Origin of the sequence: Saccharicrinis sp. GN24d3 (assembly GCF_052400645.1) — a bacterium.
In the GTDB taxonomy this organism is placed as follows: domain Bacteria; phylum Bacteroidota; class Bacteroidia; order Bacteroidales; family Marinilabiliaceae; genus Saccharicrinis.
This window is the reverse complement of record NZ_JBQTGI010000019.1, coordinates 1-18,352: the sequence shown is the minus strand read 5'-3', so window position 1 is coordinate 18,352 and position 18,352 is coordinate 1. Positions and strand designations below refer to the sequence as shown.

The 18,352-nt window shown below is 39.4% G+C and carries 11 protein-coding genes and 1 pseudogene; 1 reads left to right on the top strand and 11 read right to left on the bottom strand.

Annotated features, from left to right (window positions below; genetic code table 11):
• Window positions 1–80: 80 nt before the first annotated feature.
• Both ACT29I_RS19815 and ACT29I_RS19810 read right to left on the bottom strand, forming a co-directional pair.
• The gene (locus ACT29I_RS19815) at window positions 81–3,512 is read right to left on the bottom strand and encodes a SusC/RagA family TonB-linked outer membrane protein (RefSeq protein ID WP_444794203.1); all 3,432 of its coding nucleotides are present in this window, start codon (window positions 3,510–3,512) and stop codon (window positions 81–83) included.
• Between the two features lie 208 nt (window positions 3,513–3,720).
• Window positions 3,721–4,707: a FecR family protein gene (locus ACT29I_RS19810; protein WP_444794202.1), complete on the bottom strand. Its 987-nt coding sequence runs from the start codon at window positions 4,705–4,707 to the stop codon at window positions 3,721–3,723.
• A 310-nt stretch (window positions 4,708–5,017) separates the two neighbouring features.
• Here ACT29I_RS19810 and ACT29I_RS19805 point away from each other — a divergent pair, with 310 nt between their 5' ends.
• Entirely contained in the window at window positions 5,018–6,514 is a 1,497-nt protein-coding gene (locus ACT29I_RS19805) for an IS5 family transposase (protein WP_444794201.1), read from the top strand.
• A gap of 221 nt (window positions 6,515–6,735) precedes the next feature.
• On the opposite strand, the gene ACT29I_RS19800 is transcribed toward ACT29I_RS19805, so the two are convergent.
• The 9 genes and pseudogenes from ACT29I_RS19800 to ACT29I_RS19760 all read right to left on the bottom strand — a co-directional run bounded on the left by ACT29I_RS19800 (window position 6,736) and on the right by ACT29I_RS19760 (window position 18,165).
• Window positions 6,736–7,350, bottom strand: coding sequence for an RNA polymerase sigma-70 factor (locus ACT29I_RS19800; RefSeq protein WP_444794200.1), 615 nt, complete (start codon window positions 7,348–7,350; stop codon window positions 6,736–6,738).
• 389 nt (window positions 7,351–7,739) lie between these two features.
• Entirely contained in the window at window positions 7,740–8,747 is a 1,008-nt protein-coding gene (locus ACT29I_RS19795; protein WP_444794199.1) for an IS4 family transposase, read from the bottom strand.
• Window positions 8,748–8,869: 122 nt separating this feature from the next.
• A complete protein-coding gene (locus tag ACT29I_RS19790; RefSeq protein WP_444794198.1) occupies window positions 8,870–9,511 on the bottom strand; it encodes an HAD family hydrolase in 642 nt (213 codons plus the stop codon).
• Between the two features lie 131 nt (window positions 9,512–9,642).
• The gene (gene fucP / locus ACT29I_RS19785) at window positions 9,643–10,950 is read right to left on the bottom strand and encodes an L-fucose:H+ symporter permease (protein ID WP_444794197.1); all 1,308 of its coding nucleotides are present in this window, start codon (window positions 10,948–10,950) and stop codon (window positions 9,643–9,645) included.
• 4 nt (window positions 10,951–10,954) lie between these two features.
• Window positions 10,955–12,208, bottom strand: coding sequence for a DUF6786 family protein (locus ACT29I_RS19780; RefSeq protein WP_444794196.1), 1,254 nt, complete (start codon window positions 12,206–12,208; stop codon window positions 10,955–10,957).
• Window positions 12,209–12,315: 107 nt separating this feature from the next.
• Entirely contained in the window at window positions 12,316–14,025 is a 1,710-nt protein-coding gene (locus tag ACT29I_RS19775) for a hypothetical protein (RefSeq protein WP_444794195.1), read from the bottom strand.
• 71 nt (window positions 14,026–14,096) lie between these two features.
• Window positions 14,097–15,782 carry a ribulokinase gene (locus tag ACT29I_RS19770; RefSeq protein ID WP_444794194.1) on the bottom strand — a complete coding sequence of 562 codons (1,686 nt, stop codon included), beginning with the start codon at window positions 15,780–15,782 and terminating at the stop codon, window positions 14,097–14,099.
• Between the two features lie 153 nt (window positions 15,783–15,935).
• The gene (locus tag ACT29I_RS19765; RefSeq protein WP_444794193.1) at window positions 15,936–16,958 is read right to left on the bottom strand and encodes a LacI family DNA-binding transcriptional regulator; all 1,023 of its coding nucleotides are present in this window, start codon (window positions 16,956–16,958) and stop codon (window positions 15,936–15,938) included.
• A gap of 122 nt (window positions 16,959–17,080) precedes the next feature.
• Window positions 17,081–18,165 (bottom strand): annotated as a pseudogene (locus ACT29I_RS19760) (IS701 family transposase).
• Between the last annotated feature and the right edge of the window lie 187 nt (window positions 18,166–18,352).

The window sequence follows — 18,352 nt, the reverse complement described above, 5'->3', positions numbered from 1 at the left end:
GGCTATCATTCTGTACGTTAATATTTAATCATGATAGTTTCATCTCATTATTTAATAAATCCTATGTTTCTCGTAATATCTTAGAACGAAACATTAAGTGTTAACCCATAAGTACGAGCGGTTGGATAAGTGTATCCTCCAGTGTATCCGGGAATTCCGCTATGGAATACATCAGCATCCTGGTTGGGCACATTATCCCAAACAAATAAGTTTCTTCCCACCAACGAAACCGAGGCCCGATCAATAAATACTTTATTTATCAAACCCTTAGGCAGTTCATAGGCTAAACTTAGCTCTCTTACTTTTATATAACTGGAGGAAAAGATATTATTGGTACTGATATCGCGCCAGTTGGTAATTAATTTGGCCTTTACATCGTCGCCTTTTATAACTACATCATTTGGTTTATAGGTACCATCAGAATTAACAATTACCCCATCTCCCAGGTAACCATTTATTCTCCAATCAGCTGTTTCTAAATTGAACCCACCACCATACATAATGTTGGTTGCGTTAGAATAAGTTACCCCTCCCTTACGCATATCCAGCACAAAGTTAAAGCTCAGGTTTCGGTAGCTTATGTTATTATTAATACCTACAATAAAATCAGGGTTAGCTTTACCTAAATATTCAATATCGTTTTTGCGGATTGGTGTACCTCCGGGTGAAAATACTTTTTGACCATAAAATTGACTTGTAGGATCCTCCACGGTTACTTGTTTATAACCATATACACCCATGATAGGCTTTCCTATTTTAGCCTTAATTTGTTCACCGCTATCACCATAACCGGCCAGTACATATTCATCTATGCCTTCAGCAAGGCTAATGACCTCATTTCTGTTGGCTGAGAAATTAATAGTGATATCCCAGTCCAGATTGGCATTCCTCACAGGACTGCCACGAAGGGTCATTTCAATACCGCTGTTTTTTATCTCTCCGGCATTGACATACTTACTGGTAAACCCACTTGATTGAGGTATTGTAAGCGGGATGATTTGATTGACTGTTGAAGTTGAATAATAGGTTGCCTCATAACTGATTCGGTTATTAAAGAAACTACTTTCCAGCCCAAATTCATATGATGTAGAAAGCTCCGGTTTTAAATCCGGGTTTTTCAGGCCATTGGCAACAGCAGAACCTTGGAATCCTTGATATTGTCCGTCTCCTGACATTGTTGTGATAAGATTATGCGCCCCGGTTCCTTTCCCTACTTGTGCACCTCCTGCCCTAAACTTTAATAATGATATCTGATCAGGAAGTGATAGTATCTCATTCATTAAAACACTGACGCTGGCAGATGGGTAGAAGTAGCTATTACTCTTCACAGGTAATGTACTTGACCATGAATTCCTTGCAGTCAAAGCAAGATATATCCTGTTTTTGTAATCTATATTGGCCAATGAAAGCAACGAATATTCTCTTTTCTTCCAGAAGTATTCTCCAACACCTGTGGCAATGGCCGAATTGTTTAAAGAGTATAATCCCGGAACAAGAAGCTCGTATGAACTGCCCGAAAGTGAATTACCTTCTGAATTGCTACGGTTAGCACCTGCGCTTACTTCCAGATTCCAATTATCGTCAAAGTTTTTATTATAGGTCAAAAGAAAGTCGGTGTTCGACACCCTGGTTTCTCCTTTTGAACGTGTAAGTCTTGGTAATTCAACGACAGCCCCAAAAGGATACATGTTGGTTGTGGTACTCATGGTTAAGTCATCTCCATGCCTAAGCATCAAAGAAAGACCACTCGTAATATTGTAGTTAAGCACCACATTACCAAAAAAACGGTCTCTGGCCAAGCTCGCTTTTACTTCATGGGCCAGAAAGTAAGGGTTGTTATGACCTGATCGCCAATTGATCTGATCAGTTCCTTCCAAACCTGGTTGCCAATAATCTTCCAATTGATCCATATATGCACCCGGCATCATCCACGACAATACATAGTTGATAGAAAAAGGTCCCCAATGCTGCCTTGGACGGTTGTCACTTGTTGTTTTTACATAGTTGAATGAAAAGTCCAAGGTTACTTTTTCTGACAATTCTGCATTAAAGCTTGCTGCCAGGCTTCGTCTTTTTAAATCAGTACCGGGTTGCATACCCTGTTGGTTCATGTCTCCAATTGAGAATCTAGAGGTTACATTTTCACCCGAAGATGAAATTGCTATCTGATTATAAACTGTTTGCCCAGCTTCAAAAAATTCTTCATAATTATTTTTTCCCGAAGAAACAAAAGGTAGCTTTTGCGCATCACCCTTGTTTAGGATACCTGTATCACCAGCCCTGTAACCATTTTCGGTTGGAGAGAACCACCATTCGATTTGTTTGTTAGGATCATATTTTTCACTGGACCATGTTTCATCACGTGGTGCAGGGTTATAGTTACCTGAAACAGGATCATATAACCATCTGGTATTGCCCTCTCCAATCGCATATTCATATTGATAGGTATCAGGATATGTCAGCAGACTTTCAAACATTAATGATGAGTTGTATTCTACTGAAAATGCTTTATCCTTACTTCCTTTTTTAGTCGTAATCAACAGAACACCATTACCCGCATCAGGACCGTACAATGCCGCTGCTGCGGCCCCCTTTAGCACACTGATAGATTCAATGTCGTTACTGTTAAAATCGGAAAAACCATTTCCCCAATCAATACCACTGGCATTGGAGCCTTCCGTATTAATTGGCACACCATCCACCACAATCAATGCCTGATTACCACCAATGCCCAAAGAACTTTCACCTCGTAAAACAACACGCGATGAACCTCCAATGGTTGCGGCAGTGTTAATTTGCAGTCCGGCCACTTTACCTGAAAGCTTGGATGCCAGATCCGGTGATTCGGCTTTTTTAAGGTCTTCCGTTCCAACGGTTTGTGTGGCATAACCTAGCGCTTTTTTCTCTCTTTTAATACCTAGGGCTGTCACCACCACTTCGTCCAAACCCAACGATTCATCTTTCAGGAAAATATTAATCACAGATCGGCCATCAATATTGATTTCCTGTGTAACAAATCCGATAAATGAAAATACGATTACACCTTTCGAATCGTTAATTCCTATTTCATAATTACCATCGATACCTGTTATCACTCCATGCTGGGGATTGCTTTTTTGATATACATTAACTCCAGGCAAGGGATCTCCATTGTCATCAGTAACAACACCCTTTATCTTTCTGATATCCTGTTGGTTTGTTGAATCTTCTGGATACGCATTGGTTATAACTATGGTATTATCAACGATCTGGTATTGAATGTTAGCTCCTTTAAAAAGATCGTCTAAAAGTTCTTTGATAGTCGCATCCTTCTTGTTAATGTCATACTTTTGATTTAGATCAATTTCTTCAGCTTGAAGAATAAATCCCAACCCAATTAACGTTTCAACTTCCTCGAGTACCTGGATAATGTTGGCCTCTTTTATTTGAAGTGACAATTTAGATTGCTGACTGAATGTTTTGGCTGATACTGTCATTAAAGACATTAGCATCATTACAAATGTCATTTTCATGTACATAATCATTTTTCGTTGCCAAGAATTGTGAAATTCTGGCAAACCCGTAGTTTTTTTCATAAATTTGTATTCTAGATGTTGAACTTTGAAGCAGTTCTCGGGAAAAGATCTATGCTTCATTAATATCTTATTTTCGGGATTGGTTGCAGCCAGTCCCGATTTTTTTTATGCTATTAAAGCTCTGTTTCCATAGGCATAATCTGTTTTAATTATTCAAATCAAGCTCTACTGTTTTAATAACCCCTTCTTCTTTTTTTGCTACAAACTTAAAATCTGATCCCCTTGACAGGATTCTAAGAATAGAATTGGCAGAAAGCGAACGGTTCACATGAAAGAACAATTTCTTGTTCTTAAGCGTTTCATTTTTCCAGCTAATTTCAAAATCGTACCAAAGGCTCAGTTCCTTCATAATATCTTCCAGGGTCTCATCCTGAAATTCAAATCGGTTTTCCATCCAGGCAGATATTTGTTTCGTTTTTGCGGCAGCCACAACAACCTGGTTATCTTTTCTGCTAACAGATGCCAGTTGTCCGGGAACAAGCGATGCTTTAGTATCTTTATCAACCACTATATCTACAGTACCCTCGAACAAGGTTGTTATAATAGAATTATACCCTTCATAAGCTTTAACATTAAATGCGGTACCTACATCAATAATCTCCAAGTCTCCAAAATCAATAACAAACGGATTTTCCTCATCATGATTGATATCGAAATAAGCCTCCCCCTCCAGGGTAACCCTACGTTCGTTGTTTTTAGCACTCTCGTGATATACTAATTCTGTACCTGCATTCAGTTTTACCCGCGAACCATCCGGAAGCACCACGGATGCCATGCTCCTATGTTCAGAATTAAACACATATTTCACATCTTCATGCCCAGAATTCAATAAATACCCTATTATACCAGCTGCACCTATTAATAATACGATTGCTGCAACTTGCCTGAACCAATTGATGTTTAATCTCTTCTGCTTGCTACTGTTGACTTTGTTCCATATTAGTTCAAAATCTCCTTCATGCTCCTTTTTTGACAAGACAGGTTGAATTGATGTTTTTACCCAAAGGTTTTTTTGCTCATAATACAACTCTCGCAATTCCTCATCTTCTTTCAGTTTTTTATAAAAAGCAATTTTCTCCTTTTCGGATAATTGCCCTTTTAAAACTGCTTGTATCTGTGTTAAAATATCCATTTCTTATTTATTTGGATTATCCTCTTTTTGGACAACCTCTATTAACTAAACAATCGGGGGCAGTCCACCCCTAATAAAAACTTTAAATTTTATAATTTTTTTTGCACCCCAACACATAACTTACTGATATAATGCAATTTAAAACAGCTTTTTATTTGATAGTCAAAGTGGTATAATTTAGGGCCTGCTGTTTCAATAGGTTTGTAGCCGTAACTTGTTGATAACTAAGTTCGAATGTTAATAAAATGGTTCGTTTTTATTGGCATAAATGCATGGTTTTGATTAAATTATAGTCAAAACCCTTGCAGTTATGATCAAATACACAGCTCAAAACCAGTTGACTTTAGAATTATTTAAGCATCCGTTCGAAACAGAACTGGACAGGAAAAACAGGTGGGTGATCCTTGCCGAACTGATACCTTGGGACGACCTGGCCAATGTATATTGCAGCAAGCTCGATGCCACGTCAGGGCGCAAAAGCGTTGATGTAAGGACGGTTATCGCCGCCCTCATTATCAAACATAAGCTGAGGCTCGACGACAGGGGAACCATCGACATGATCTCGGAGAACCTCTATATGCAATATTTCTGTGGGTTAAAAGCGTTTGCGACCGGGGCTGTATTCGATGCGAGCCTTTTCGTTGACATCCGCAAAAGAATGGGGGGCGAAGAGTTTGATGCGTTTAACAAAATAGTCATCGATGCATCGGAAAACCTGAAGCCCCACCAATCGAGGATAAAAAGAAAAGGAGGAGACAACAACCAAAACAAGGGAACCCTGAAAGTGGACGCAACCGTTGCCGATCAGGAAATATCCTATCCGACAGATCTGAAGCTGTTGAACGGGTGCCGGGAAAACCTGGAGCGGATAATCGACCTATTGTACAATGCAAAGGCCGACGCGACCAAACCAAGAACATACAAGCGGGTGGCCAGGAAGTCCTATCTGGACATTGCCAAGAAAAAAAACAAGACCCAAAAGGCAATACGAAAGGGGGTAAAGCAACAGCTTCAGTTTGTGTCCCGTGATATAAAGGCCGTGGATGGCCTCTTGGACAAACCGGCCCGTGAGGCCAGGTTAAAGAAAAGAGACAGGCAGATACTGGAAACGATACGTCAAGTCTACAAACAGCAAAAAGAAATGTACGACAACAAAACGCACAAGTGCGAAAAGCGGATCGTGAACCTGTACCAGCCCCATGTCAGGCCGATAGTGCGGGGAAAGGACAAAGCCAGGACGGAGTCCGGTTCGAAAATAAACATCAGCGAGGTAAACGGTTTTTGCAGGGTCGACAGGTTCAGCTGGGAAGCTTTCAACGAAGGTGGCGATGTTAAGCTACAGGTCGAAAACTACAAAATACAGTACGGTCGCTATCCTCTGTATTTTCTTGGCGACGGTATTTATCTGACCCGGGAAAACAGGAAATATTTGAAATCCAATGGGATAAAGATTGTCGGTAAACCATTGGGACGTCCCCCGAAAACAAAGGAAAGCCCATCGGAAAAATATTACAAAAAGAAAAAGGGCGCAGAAAGAAATCATGTGGAAGGAAAGTTCGGGCAAGGGAAAAGGGGCTATGGGCTGAACAATATAAAAGCAAGGTTGGAACAAACATCCGAATCGTGGGTGAATGCCATATTTTTTGTCATGAACCTTACCAAATTAATGCAGGTCGCTTTGAAATACAAAACTTCTTTTTGTCTTGTTTTGAAAATAGCACATAAATCGATTTTAGAAACAATGAGCTTGCGGATTTCTATAGCCCAACAATATTATGTCCGAAATTCCACAATGTCGCCGGGCTAGAAAATCAGCAAACTCTAATTTACCAACCATAATAGTTCGTTGGCTTTTAGCTATTTGTTATTAGCTTACTTTACAAATCACTTAAACCTGCATTATGTATTAGAAAATACAGGTTAAAACCAACCCATCACGCACACAATATCCCTGTGTAAACACCATACAATATGGTTCTTACAAAGATTCACAACTGATATACTGATACTGAATAAATGATGATTCCTTTAAGAAAGTATATTTGATATGGAAAAAATAAGCGATAAATATGGACGCAGATCACTTTTGAGAAGTTTCAATGCTTTAGTCAGATGTGCTTCCACGGTCTTTTCCGTAATCTGCAATTTTTGAGCAATTTCTTTATTCATCAAATACTCGAAACGGCTCATTTTAAAAACCGTACGACAATTACCTGGCAAATGCCCAACTGCTTCTTCAATAATATTTTTAAGCTCACTAAATTCAACAGAGTCAAAACCCAGCCGCGACATGGATTCATACTGATAATGCATCTCCATCCACTTCAAATCCTCTCGACTTCGAAGAATAAACTCTTGCTTTTTAAGATAATTGAGAGAATTGTTTTTAACAATGGTATATAAAAAATTTTTTAGGTTTGTATTATCCAATATAGTAGTCCTGTTTTCCCATAACTTAATAAAGGCATTTTGAACCGCTTCTTTAGCTTCCTCCCTATCGCTTACATATTGTATACTTATACTTAACAGCATCTCATAATATTCTTCATAAATCTCTTTAAAAGCCTTCTTACTTTCAGCTTTTAATTGAATTACTAATCTTCTATTTTTATACTGTCTAACACTATTGTCAACACTTCCCACTTATCTCAAATATTTTTAGATTATAGAATTAGCTTCTTAGCATGATTAACACATGATCAAAATTATAAATTATAATTAACAATTAATAACATTTTTATAAAACTTAAAGGTTTTAGCATATTGATGGAGTACCACAATATCCCTCCATGATATAAAATTGTCCATGACATGTAGATAATCTGTATTGCTCCATACAGAATTTCCTAAAAACTTCTGCTGATATTACGTAAAAGCTCTGTCAATTCAAGCATGCTTATCAGATGTATTCTCACAAGTGATGCGACCACAGAAAAAGCCTTCTTGGTTTGTACCTTCTTTGAACCACAGTCATCAAAAGCTGGGCTATTAGGGTACACCATACTTGTGTGTGTATAGCATTCTCATTTTCGCTATAGAAGTAGTGGAGTTGAAAGTTTTGCTTCATCTTTTTGAACAAGTTCAATGCCCCAACGTTTCTTGTATAGGAAAGCTACTTCTTCCGCTGTGATCTCAAAATTGTTGGTTAAGAACTCATAGTAGCGGATCTGCTCATCTTGATAAGCTACTTTTCTTAGCCTTAACAACTTCTTGTTTTTATACTGTTTGCCGCCATCCTCATTCTTTGGATAGTATTCCAGCTCTATTGTCTGATCTTTTAGGACTTTAGCAACACCTTTCTTTCGATAACCTGTTTTATGTGTCTCGATAACTGTAAAAACAGCATTCTTTTTTATGCGGGTGACAAAATAAACTTGTTGGTCAGTCCACAATGCAAACTGGTGATAATTGTTGTATGCCTTGTCGAAAACAATCATACTGTGAGATATCAGTTCCAAACTCTTGAGAAAGTTTTTGTCGTGCACCTTAGCTGCTGTAACCTTTACAAACCTACCGACGGATTGCACGGCATCAATAAGCATATGTTCTTTAAGTCCGCCTTTCTTTTTGCCATCCCCTTTAGGATTGCGTCCTACACCTTTAAGTACATCACTAAAAAAACGAATGGTTGTAGAATCAATCAAAAGCACTTCTTTGAAGGTCAGACCATAAGATCGGCTGTCCGACAAAAATGTTTGGTATTTCTTAACCAATTCGAAATATAATGATTCAAAAAATTGGTTGTCACGATTGCGTAATCCATCTCCAGCTGTACTCTTGGCAGGCGCCTTATCAAGACCCAAGTGGTTTAACTTTCCACCTAAAGCCCGCAGTCCTTCACAGATTTCCGTTATTGAATCACATCGGCTGAAAATCCCAAACAACATAGTAATAATATGTGTTATGGTCTTGAAAGCTTTGTAGTAACGGTCACTATTGTGATGCCTGATTAGCGATGATATGTCTACGACTTTTAGCAAATCCATTATCTGTTTGAATATCGGCTGACCGACAAAATTTATTTCGTTATTTTTACCCATATTGTAAAATGTTTCGCAAAATCAAATTACAACTTTGAGGGGAAACCTTAGGGGAGTACCCTCTTTTTTTTATTTAGTCGGTCACTAGTGATAGTATTTATAAAACAATCTACTTATTTTTATTATTGCAAAGCTTCTGAAGGTACATTTTCTAATGAGTCACAAACCCAATCAGCTTCATTTAGTTTCTCTTCAGGAAAGCTTGTTGTTAATGCCAGACATCTTGCACCTGATGATTTCCCTGCTTTAATGCCTGAAATAGCATCTTCTATAACCAGGCATTCGTGTGCCTGAAGACCCAGTTGCTTAGCTGCCAGAATGTAAATGTCGGGAAATGGCTTTTTACGTTCTACATCCTCCCCACTAATAATTGAGTCAAAAGTATTATCTGGTAACCCTATCTCCCTCAAGTTTATCATTATCTTTATCTTATCCGCACTACTTGCTAACGCAAGCTTTAAGCCATTCCTTTTACAGTCTTGAATAAACTTTATTGTTCCTGGCAAGGGTTTTAATTTTCCTGAGGTTATTTCATTATAAATAGCATAAGTTCTAGCCTTGTCTCTACTTATATCTACTCTAAAATTATTTATCTTACCAATACCTTTGATATAATTGTTTTCACCTGTACCAACAAAGGGTAAAGCATCTTCTGGTTTAATCTTGATACCATGTTCTTCAAACATGATTTTTGCAGCTTCAAAAATAAATTCTTCAGAGTCAACAATAACTCCATCCATGTCAAATAGAATTCCTTTCATCATTTTATTAAGTTAAGGATAAATAGTTTTAATCTTAAGTTTAAAAAACCAGAGTAAATAATACCAAACCTTTACTGATATACTACCCCGGCTTTATTGATCATAGGTGTAAATTCTTACTTATAATTTTAACACTAATTCACCGGATGGACCTTTATAGTCCTGTATCCATAAATAGCTATTACAATAAAACAAACAAACGGTAATATAAACGAGAAGTTGACTGCTGGCAGAAATCCTACTGTTCCTAAATCGATTAATGCTCCCTGTATAGGCGGCATTAATGCTCCTCCAACAATGGCCATAATCAAACCTGCTGCACCAAGGGTTACATCGTCGCCCAACCCATGCAGGGCAATTCCATAAATAGTTGGGAACATCAACGACATAAAAGCTGAGGTAGCAACCAAACAATATAATCCTGCCATTCCTTCCATTAAAATTACTCCCGATGTGGTCAGCATTCCTCCTAAAGCAAAAATGGTCAACATTAACCGGGGATTTAGATATTTCATTAAACCTGTACTTATAAAACGACTACTTACAAATAGAGCCATGGCCACTATATTGTAGTTTTGTGCTGTCGATTTGCTGATTCCCAGATTATCGGCATACTGGATAATAAAGGTCCAACAGGTTATTTGTGCTGCCATATAAAACACTTGCGCAATAACCCCTTCACGATATTTTTTGTTGTTTAACAATCGTTTTATCGATTGCCATGGATGAACGGAATGATCGACATTTTTGTTTTCAGGCATTTTTAATAACAGGATGACAACAAACATTACCAATACCACAAAACCCAACATTACATATGGATCGCGGATAACAGCCAAATCGTGCGTTCGTATAGCTGCCTTTTCTGAAATTCCTAAGGTATCAAAGATTAAATTCCCTGCCCCATCACGAACATCAGATTGCAATGATGCCAAAATTACCTTAGAAGCCACAAACATACCCGCAATAGAGCCCAGGGGATTAAACGATTGTGCCAGGTTTAAACGGCGCGTAGCAGTTGCTTCATCGCCCATTGAAAGGATATACGGATTGGCTGTGGTTTCTAAAAATGCCAATCCAAAAGTCAATATGTACAACGACCCCAAAAAGAATCCGAACATTTCGAATTGTGCTGCAGGATAAAACAACAATGCACCGACCGCATACAGAATCAGTCCCATTAATATCCCCTTTTTATAGCTATACTTTTTAATAAAAAGTGCAGCCGGAATAGCCATGGTTCCATAGCCTCCATAAAAGGCAAACTGTATTAACGAAGCCTTAGCATTACTTATCTCCATCACGGTTTTAAAGGCTGCAACCATGGGATTAGTAATATCGTTAGCAAAACCCCACAGGGCAAATAGTCCGGTAATCACAACAAAAGGTAACAACACCTCTTTTGATACCACTTTTTCTTTTGTTACAGATTTATTTTCCATTTTATTAAAATACTTTTTCGATTTCTTCGATAGTTACTCCTAACAAGTTTTTTGATATTTTGCTTAAAGATTCCACAGTTCCCTGAAAATGATAGGTTCTTTGTGTATGGGTATATGATTCGTTTACTTGCAATGCCAGGGCGGGCGATGAAGTTTCTATTTCGTAAAAAGGCCCCATCTGCGAACCATCATCCAACGGGCCATCATTATAGGAGTTGATAGCATCTCCCGAATAAGGGTTGTCCTGTAATTCCCATGCAGAATTTACGTATTCGAACTTGTCTTCCGGCAGAATACATTCAACGATAGTTAATGTTTTGTTGGCTGCATCGTAACTTCCGCAAAAACGGCCTGCCCTTTTAGGTGATATACCTATTTTGCCCCGGCTTTTTCCATCTGCCTTAAAAAACACCTTATCACCAAGCACTTTTAAGCGATCATCACTAATCTTCCCAAAGTAATCGTCGTTGACTTTTTTGCCCAACATGTCTTCTTCACCATTTTTCACCGGGATAACCACGGTTACTTCAGGCGAAGGGGTCATCATGCCCAACATCCAGATAGACAACAGTCCTGTTTCTTTTTTCCAGTCTTCATTACCGGTATTGGTTACTTTATTTTTCGATTCATAACCCACAACGTTAACTTCCGGCAACTCCAAATCCAGGGTTCTAGCTATTGATGCTGCATCAAAAAGAGTAATTTCTCTGTTTACTTTTAAATGAAAGTCAAAACCTGAATAATTTTGCAATGCCATTTCTTTTTGAAAAGACACATGGTTTTCTGTTTGTTCTACAATTTTATAGATATCGGTATCAATCCCTTTAGGTACATACCAGTTTTTGATAGCAAACTCACTCCCTTTTTTAAAATACAGGGAATATTGTCCACCTTCGGGACCAAGCCAAAAACGCTCTTCACCACCAAAAGGGTTAAAGTGTTCATCTATCTCTTTCGATAAGATTAAATCATAATTAATCCATCCAAAACTAAAACCTTTATCTCCCTGGCACGATGATGTCATCACCCTGCCCTGAAAGGCAGGAATGGTCACCAGGCTGGATTCACCATTTTTTAATTCTATAATTTCATAAAACCCGTCCAGGAAAGTTTTATCATAACCATACGTTCCTTTAGGAAAATTATCTTTTTTCATTTTTTTTGTGTTAACACAAGATATGGATACCATACAGATAGCTGCAAACACCGCATACAACAAAAACTTGTATTCTTTAACTGACATAGATTTTTTCTTCATAACTCTTAGTTCTAAATTAATCCTGATTCGAATCAGATAGGTGCCGCCTGTCCTATTTTTACCTTAACTGCGGCACCTATCTTCAACCAAAAGCAATTCTTGTTATACTATTTGCTCAATTGCATTTTCGTATTATCCTCTCCGCCATTAAGAACATACAATAATGGTATCGGACGGTCGATTCCTTCACGCCCGTATTCCATTTTTTGCCAGGGTGTAGCCGACAGCACATTGGTCATATCCATCCAGAATTGTAAACGAGCCGTTGGTAATCCCCATATCAGGTGCAAGTGGTTTGCAGGCACATAATGTTTAAACTCGTACATACTGGCGTGTTTGGATGTAAACAAGGTATGCGGCCACACATAATCGGACTTGCGCATTACCGCCTCGGCCAAATCATGCGGTAACTCAACGGTTTCCGCTTCGTCCCAAAGCATTGAGAACATACCCGACACAGCTGAATAAGCCAAACGTCCGGCAATACCTTCTATCCCTCCCGGAGACAGGAACTGTACCGAATTCCCTCCTCCGGGGAAATACTCGTCGTTTGCCTGGTAGAAAGAAACTTTTTTCATTAACTCTGCAGGTGCTGTTCCCGGCATTCCTGCCCAGTCGAAGGATGCAGAACCCGAGTTGTTTCCATCCACAAATCCTTTTTGCAACCAATTCTCATCACCTTTCAGCTCCACATTGTTTTGTTTGGCCAGCTCCTTAATCTCGTCCGATTCCCATACTTTTCTGAAATCCATAAACAACGGTGCATTGCCTCCAGATAAGCTCGACATAAACAACATACTCAGCAAGGCCTGAACATCGGCCTCGGTAGCAAAAGGCTGTGGCAGTTTAGGTCCATTATGGTCGAACGATGAATTGAATAATGATTCCATCACATCGGCTACCGGAAGTGGAATTCCTCTGAAATCAGAACCCCATTCCAACTGACTCATAAATCCGCCTCCTACGGCATCATATTCCTTCATTAGGTCGCTTACAATCAGGTACATGGCCAGGCTGGCATTAAACTTATCTTCCTGCTCCTTTGTATGGATATCCTGTCTTTCCTTTGTACATTCATCAATCCACTTCCTTAATCGTTTTAGCTCTTTTTCGTCATATGATTTCTTAGTCAGCATATCGGCCAGCAATTTCATATCGAGCCGTGTGATTTCGATACCGAAAGTATTACGCGTAGCCAAAACATGAGCCAATGCTGTCTCCATTCCCATGGAATCGTGACCAAATACCAAAACTCGTTTTCCTTTTAATCCTTGTGTTACAGCAGCAGCGTAACACCAGTCGATTAAATCGCTTATCGTTTTTGGCGAGATAGCCGGTTCCTGACCATCGTCTTCCCATTTCCCTACGTTGATATGCATCAGCCTTCCAGTTTGTGCAAATGCACCCGAAGCCGCATGAGTCAGCACCACTCCCGGTTTTGTGGCCGAGTTACCGCAAGTAAGGTTCAACGGTGTATTCGTAGGGAAATGAGCCGTTAACGACATCACCGATGGCTGAGGAAAAGCCCAGGTATCTGGTACCCCGACCAAAATATTTACACCTGCATCCTTAAACTGACGTGCTACAAAGTCAGCTTGTTTTTCGCCGTCTACCAATGTTTCGGAATAAACTACATCTACTTCCCCACTAAATGGCAGCGTTACTTTTCCAGCCAATTCTTCTGCAACTTTTTTAATGATACACTGACACCTTTTTCTCGAATCAGCATCAATACGAGGGTCACCTGTTGCAAACACGCCTATTACGGGAGCCCCAATTTTATTGTTTATTTGTCCATCTAATTTTTTCGCTTCCATGACTAAGTTGTTTTTAAAATTATAGATAAGAGATAATAGACATTCGACTATCTATATCATCAATCTCGTTTTCAATGTTTACTTGTATCTTTTTTTATTTGAATAAGTTCTTTCATCACAGGGTATAAATCTGTCGATTCGCCTTCCACACCAAAGGCATCGTGCAACTGACAAAATATTTTATAAAGCTTGTTGTATACCAACTTAGCTTTCGAATCCGGTTTATAATATTCTTCCTCCAGCTGACAAACCCTGTCCTGTACTTCTTCAATCGATTTAAAGCCGTCATTTTCTTTCATGGCTGCATACGCTCCAAAAATAGCAGCACCCAAGGCTACTGTTTCAAGGTTTTTGGAAATATAGATAGGACGTTGCAGCACATCGGCATATATTTGCATAAACAGAGCGTTTTTGCGGGTAATACCTCCACAAGCCACAATTTTTTCTACCGACACACCATATTTTCCAATCTGGTCTAAAATACGACGTGCACCATATGCAGTAGCTTCTATTAAAGCGCGATAAACCCCGGCCTGCGTTGTCAACAGCGACTGTCCCACAATCATTCCTGATAGATTGGCATCCCCCAGGATATTGCGGTTACCATTATTCCAGTCTAAAGCAAGCAAGCCACTTTCGCCAGCCTGAAGTTTTTGAGCTTCTTCGGTTAATGTCCCATGAAGGCTTCCATTGTCCTTCAATACTTTTGTAATATACCAGTTCAACAAATCGCCTACAGCACTCTGACCACCTTCGATACCCCATGAACCAGGCAATACCGACTCTTCCGCAATTCCGGAAACACCCTGGATATATTCCATATTTTTGTCTAATGGCTGTACCATAACATCGCAGGTAGAAGTACCAATAATTTTAACCATGGTTCCTTCCTGTACCCCTGCTCCTATTGCACCCACATGGGCATCAATAGAGCCCGCTGCAATGGGAATCCCTGCCGGAAGTCCAATTTTACCGGCCCATTCTGAACTTAGTGTTCCAATTATGGTCTCCACAGATTCTACTTTAGTACCAAAGGTATTTGCAATGCGGTTCAACCTTGGATCCAGGTCGTTCCAAAAGTCCTCTTTAGGGATTCCGTCCCATCTTTTAGAATGCAGACATTTATGACCGGCTGCACATTTATTTCGTGTTAACTGTTCAATATCTTTTATTCCGCATAGTACCATTGGTACGTAATCAGACAGTTCAACCCATGTATAAGAGGCATCGAACACCTCTACATCCTCATTAAGGCAATGCCATATTTTAGCCCAGTACCACTCCGAAGAATAATCGCCTCCGCACATCTCAAGGAATTCAGGATGTTTTTTTGCTGCCACAGCGGTGATATCTGCTGCTTCTTTAAATGATGTATGGTCTTTCCACATCCATGCCTGGGCATTCAGGTTACCCTTAAACCTTTCTTCAAAAGCTAAAGGAGTTAGAAATTGATTGACCGGTATAGGTGTTGATGCTGTAGCATCCACACCTATACCTACTATACTGTTTAAATCTACTCCTTTCTCATTAGCATGAAAAACAGCAGATTTTGCTGCTGTTTCGAGGCTGTACAAAAAATCACCCGGATACTGTCGCGCCAGATGCTGGTTTGTAGAATCCGTCATCACACCATCTGTTCCGGAAGGGTATTCGCATGACCCCTCTCCCACAACTTCTCCTGTTAATACATTTAATATGATTACCCTGCATGCTGCAGAACCGTAATCAAAACCCATTGAAAATATCTGCTTTTTCATCTCATTATAATTTTAACTTTAAAATGTATTCGATGTAACTCCCATACAATGCCTCTCCTGTGCGAGAATCATTTCTCATGGGTCGTTTCATATTTTACAAATTAAACTTATGCTTAATCGTTTTAGCTTTAAATTAAAAAAATATCTGCCTCCCTATCCACTTGAACCCCTGATGATAAATTGGGTACCCAATTCTATCTGCTGAAACTCCCCATGTTCTTTCTTATCTACGTTAATATCATGAACCAAAAGGTCTACTACTTTCCTGCTCAACTCTTGTATGGGTTGAGCAATTGCAGACACCCCAGGTTCAGTAAGACTAAAATGCTCAGGATCATCAAAACAAGCAATAGCAATATCGTCAGGTATTTTCTTTTGTAATCTTTTCAGCACTTGTATACCTTGTATGCCTAATATATTCGAGGGAAAAAATATGGCATCAATGTCAGGATTTTCACTTATCAAATCGCTTATTTTAATTTGCATATCTTCATGAAACAAAGAATACTGAACTTCCTTATATAAGGAAGTTTTAAAAGAAACACCTGCTTCCCTTAATGCTGCCTTATATCCTTCGAAACGTTGTTTCATATGCCACATTCCTGAAGAAATATCGACATATCCAACAGTCCTTGCCCCCATTTTTATTAAATGGCTTACAGCACTGTAGGCTCCTTCTTTGTTCTTAACAACTACCCTGTGGCATTTTATTTTCGGGAAAAATCTATCAATCAATACAAAGGGAATATTGTTCTTTTTCAAAGACAAAATCTGGTTCTCTGATTTTTCTGTAGGGGCTATTATAAGTCCATCAACCTGCCTGTCAATCATTACTTTTATCAAACTGTCTGATTTTTCCGGATTCTCATCTGAAGAGCAAAACATAACATAAAAACCGTGTTGTCCTGCATAATCCTCCACCGCCCTGGCCACCTTACCAAAGAAAGGGTTGGCAATGTCAGCAACAATTAAACCTATGGTATTGGAGCGACCAGTCTTTAAACCACGTGCAAATTGATTGGGACGATAATTTAGCTCTGCCGCCTTATCCATGACTTTTTGCGACATCTCTTCACTAATCCTGTTCTGACGGGCTTTGCCATTTATTACCATGGAAACCAGCCCTGTGGAAACACCCAATTCTTTTGCTATATCGCTTAATGTTGCTTTTTTCATTTAATTTCAAGACAATGTTTCATATCGAATCAAAAACAATTAACCACAAAGCTAAAACAATTAAGCATATTTGCAAAAACACAATACTAATTTATATTCCCTTTAATTCTACTTTAACAGATTTAACTTTTTAAATAACAGTAATCTATGTCCCTTTGTCTTCTTTCGTGTCGTTGTTGTAATTTCCCCAACATCATTTCGTCTGTCATTTCACGATAAAATTTATAGACCATAAAATCCATGATGTCTCTGGCGGAAAGCAAAGGGACTTCATCTTGGTTCAACAGCTTTTCCTTCAGCATAAAACTGCCCACCAGCATATTGAGCGCAACTTGATGATGCCAGGATTTCCATTTCCTGGTCTGGAAGTGGTCCATGCCCAATATTTGTTTTTGTTCCTTGAAGCTGTGCTCGATGAAAAATCGCTGTGCTTGCATATAGGCCAACGCCTGTTCGGTATATTGTGCAAGATCGGCATTGGTAAAGGAATATTTTATTTCTGTTCCGTCCCTGGTTTCCCTTTTCGATATCACCAACAATCTTTTTTCTACCGAATCTGCGGTCTTGTCCCAGATATAGACAACCGCGAAGTGGAACAGCCCCTTGAGTTTCCCTTTTGCGGAGTCGCGTATGTTCAGTTTCTGCCAGTCGTTGGGGCTCAAGGTTTTTATGTAATCATTGGCATTGATTGCCGGTGTGCTCGCCTTTAGGTTTTTCGGTGCACGGCCCCGGGTGCTTTTGCGTTCGGGGATATACAGTTCCGGTTTTTCCAAATAGATTTTTTGGTCGGAATGGATGTCGAGCATGTATACCAGCCCCATATTTTCGATTGAGCGTGTAAAAGCAATGTCGTTGCCGTAAAGGCCGTCCCCTCCAACATAATCGAACGAAATCCCCATTTCAAGTTGGTGTTTTACTATATCGGTCGCCAGTTCGGGTTTGGTCTTGAACACCCTCTCTTCCCGGGGAATCCCTGCTGCCTCGCACCTGTGATGGTCCCCCCCCAGGATTTTGGCAAGTAAAGCCTGGTGTCCACCAATGACGCATACTTGTCGCTGCACAGACAACCAAAAACAGCTACTTGCGAATTGGCTGTCTTTCCAACGTTCCCGCAATACTGGTGACCCACACCCACACTTTTCTTGCCTTTCTTTACCCAACCACTTTCGTCAATGAGCAGTCCCAAAAAAAACAGTTTTTTAAGCATTAAAAGCATTGTCAATATATTGATATTTAGTATATTGTAGTCAAATAAAACAAGATAAGCGACGACACAATGGGTAAGTTACTACTCCGCAAGCAAAAACGAAATATAAGTAGTCTCTGCAAGTAAACCCGATATGTATTCACGCTCAACTGGTTAGTGTTGAAAACTAGTTAGAATCTTTATGGGT

Bases quoted from the DNA above. Each gene is read 5' to 3' on its own strand.
- ACT29I_RS19815 (WP_444794203.1), bottom strand. From the start codon at position 3,512: ATGAAAATGACATTTGTAATGATGCTAATGTCTTTAATGACAGTATCA.
- ACT29I_RS19810 (WP_444794202.1), bottom strand. From the start codon at position 4,707: ATGGATATTTTAACACAGATACAAGCAGTTTTAAAAGGGCAATTATCC.
- ACT29I_RS19805 (WP_444794201.1), top strand. From the start codon at position 5,018: ATGATCAAATACACAGCTCAAAACCAGTTGACTTTAGAATTATTTAAG.
- ACT29I_RS19795 (WP_444794199.1), bottom strand. From the start codon at position 8,747: ATGGGTAAAAATAACGAAATAAATTTTGTCGGTCAGCCGATATTCAAA.
- ACT29I_RS19790 (WP_444794198.1), bottom strand. From the start codon at position 9,511: ATGATGAAAGGAATTCTATTTGACATGGATGGAGTTATTGTTGACTCT.
- fucP (WP_444794197.1), bottom strand. From the start codon at position 10,950: ATGGAAAATAAATCTGTAACAAAAGAAAAAGTGGTATCAAAAGAGGTG.
- ACT29I_RS19780 (WP_444794196.1), bottom strand. From the start codon at position 12,208: ATGAAGAAAAAATCTATGTCAGTTAAAGAATACAAGTTTTTGTTGTAT.
- ACT29I_RS19775 (WP_444794195.1), bottom strand. From the start codon at position 14,025: ATGGAAGCGAAAAAATTAGATGGACAAATAAACAATAAAATTGGGGCT.
- ACT29I_RS19770 (WP_444794194.1), bottom strand. From the start codon at position 15,782: ATGAAAAAGCAGATATTTTCAATGGGTTTTGATTACGGTTCTGCAGCA.
- ACT29I_RS19765 (WP_444794193.1), bottom strand. From the start codon at position 16,958: ATGAAAAAAGCAACATTAAGCGATATAGCAAAAGAATTGGGTGTTTCC.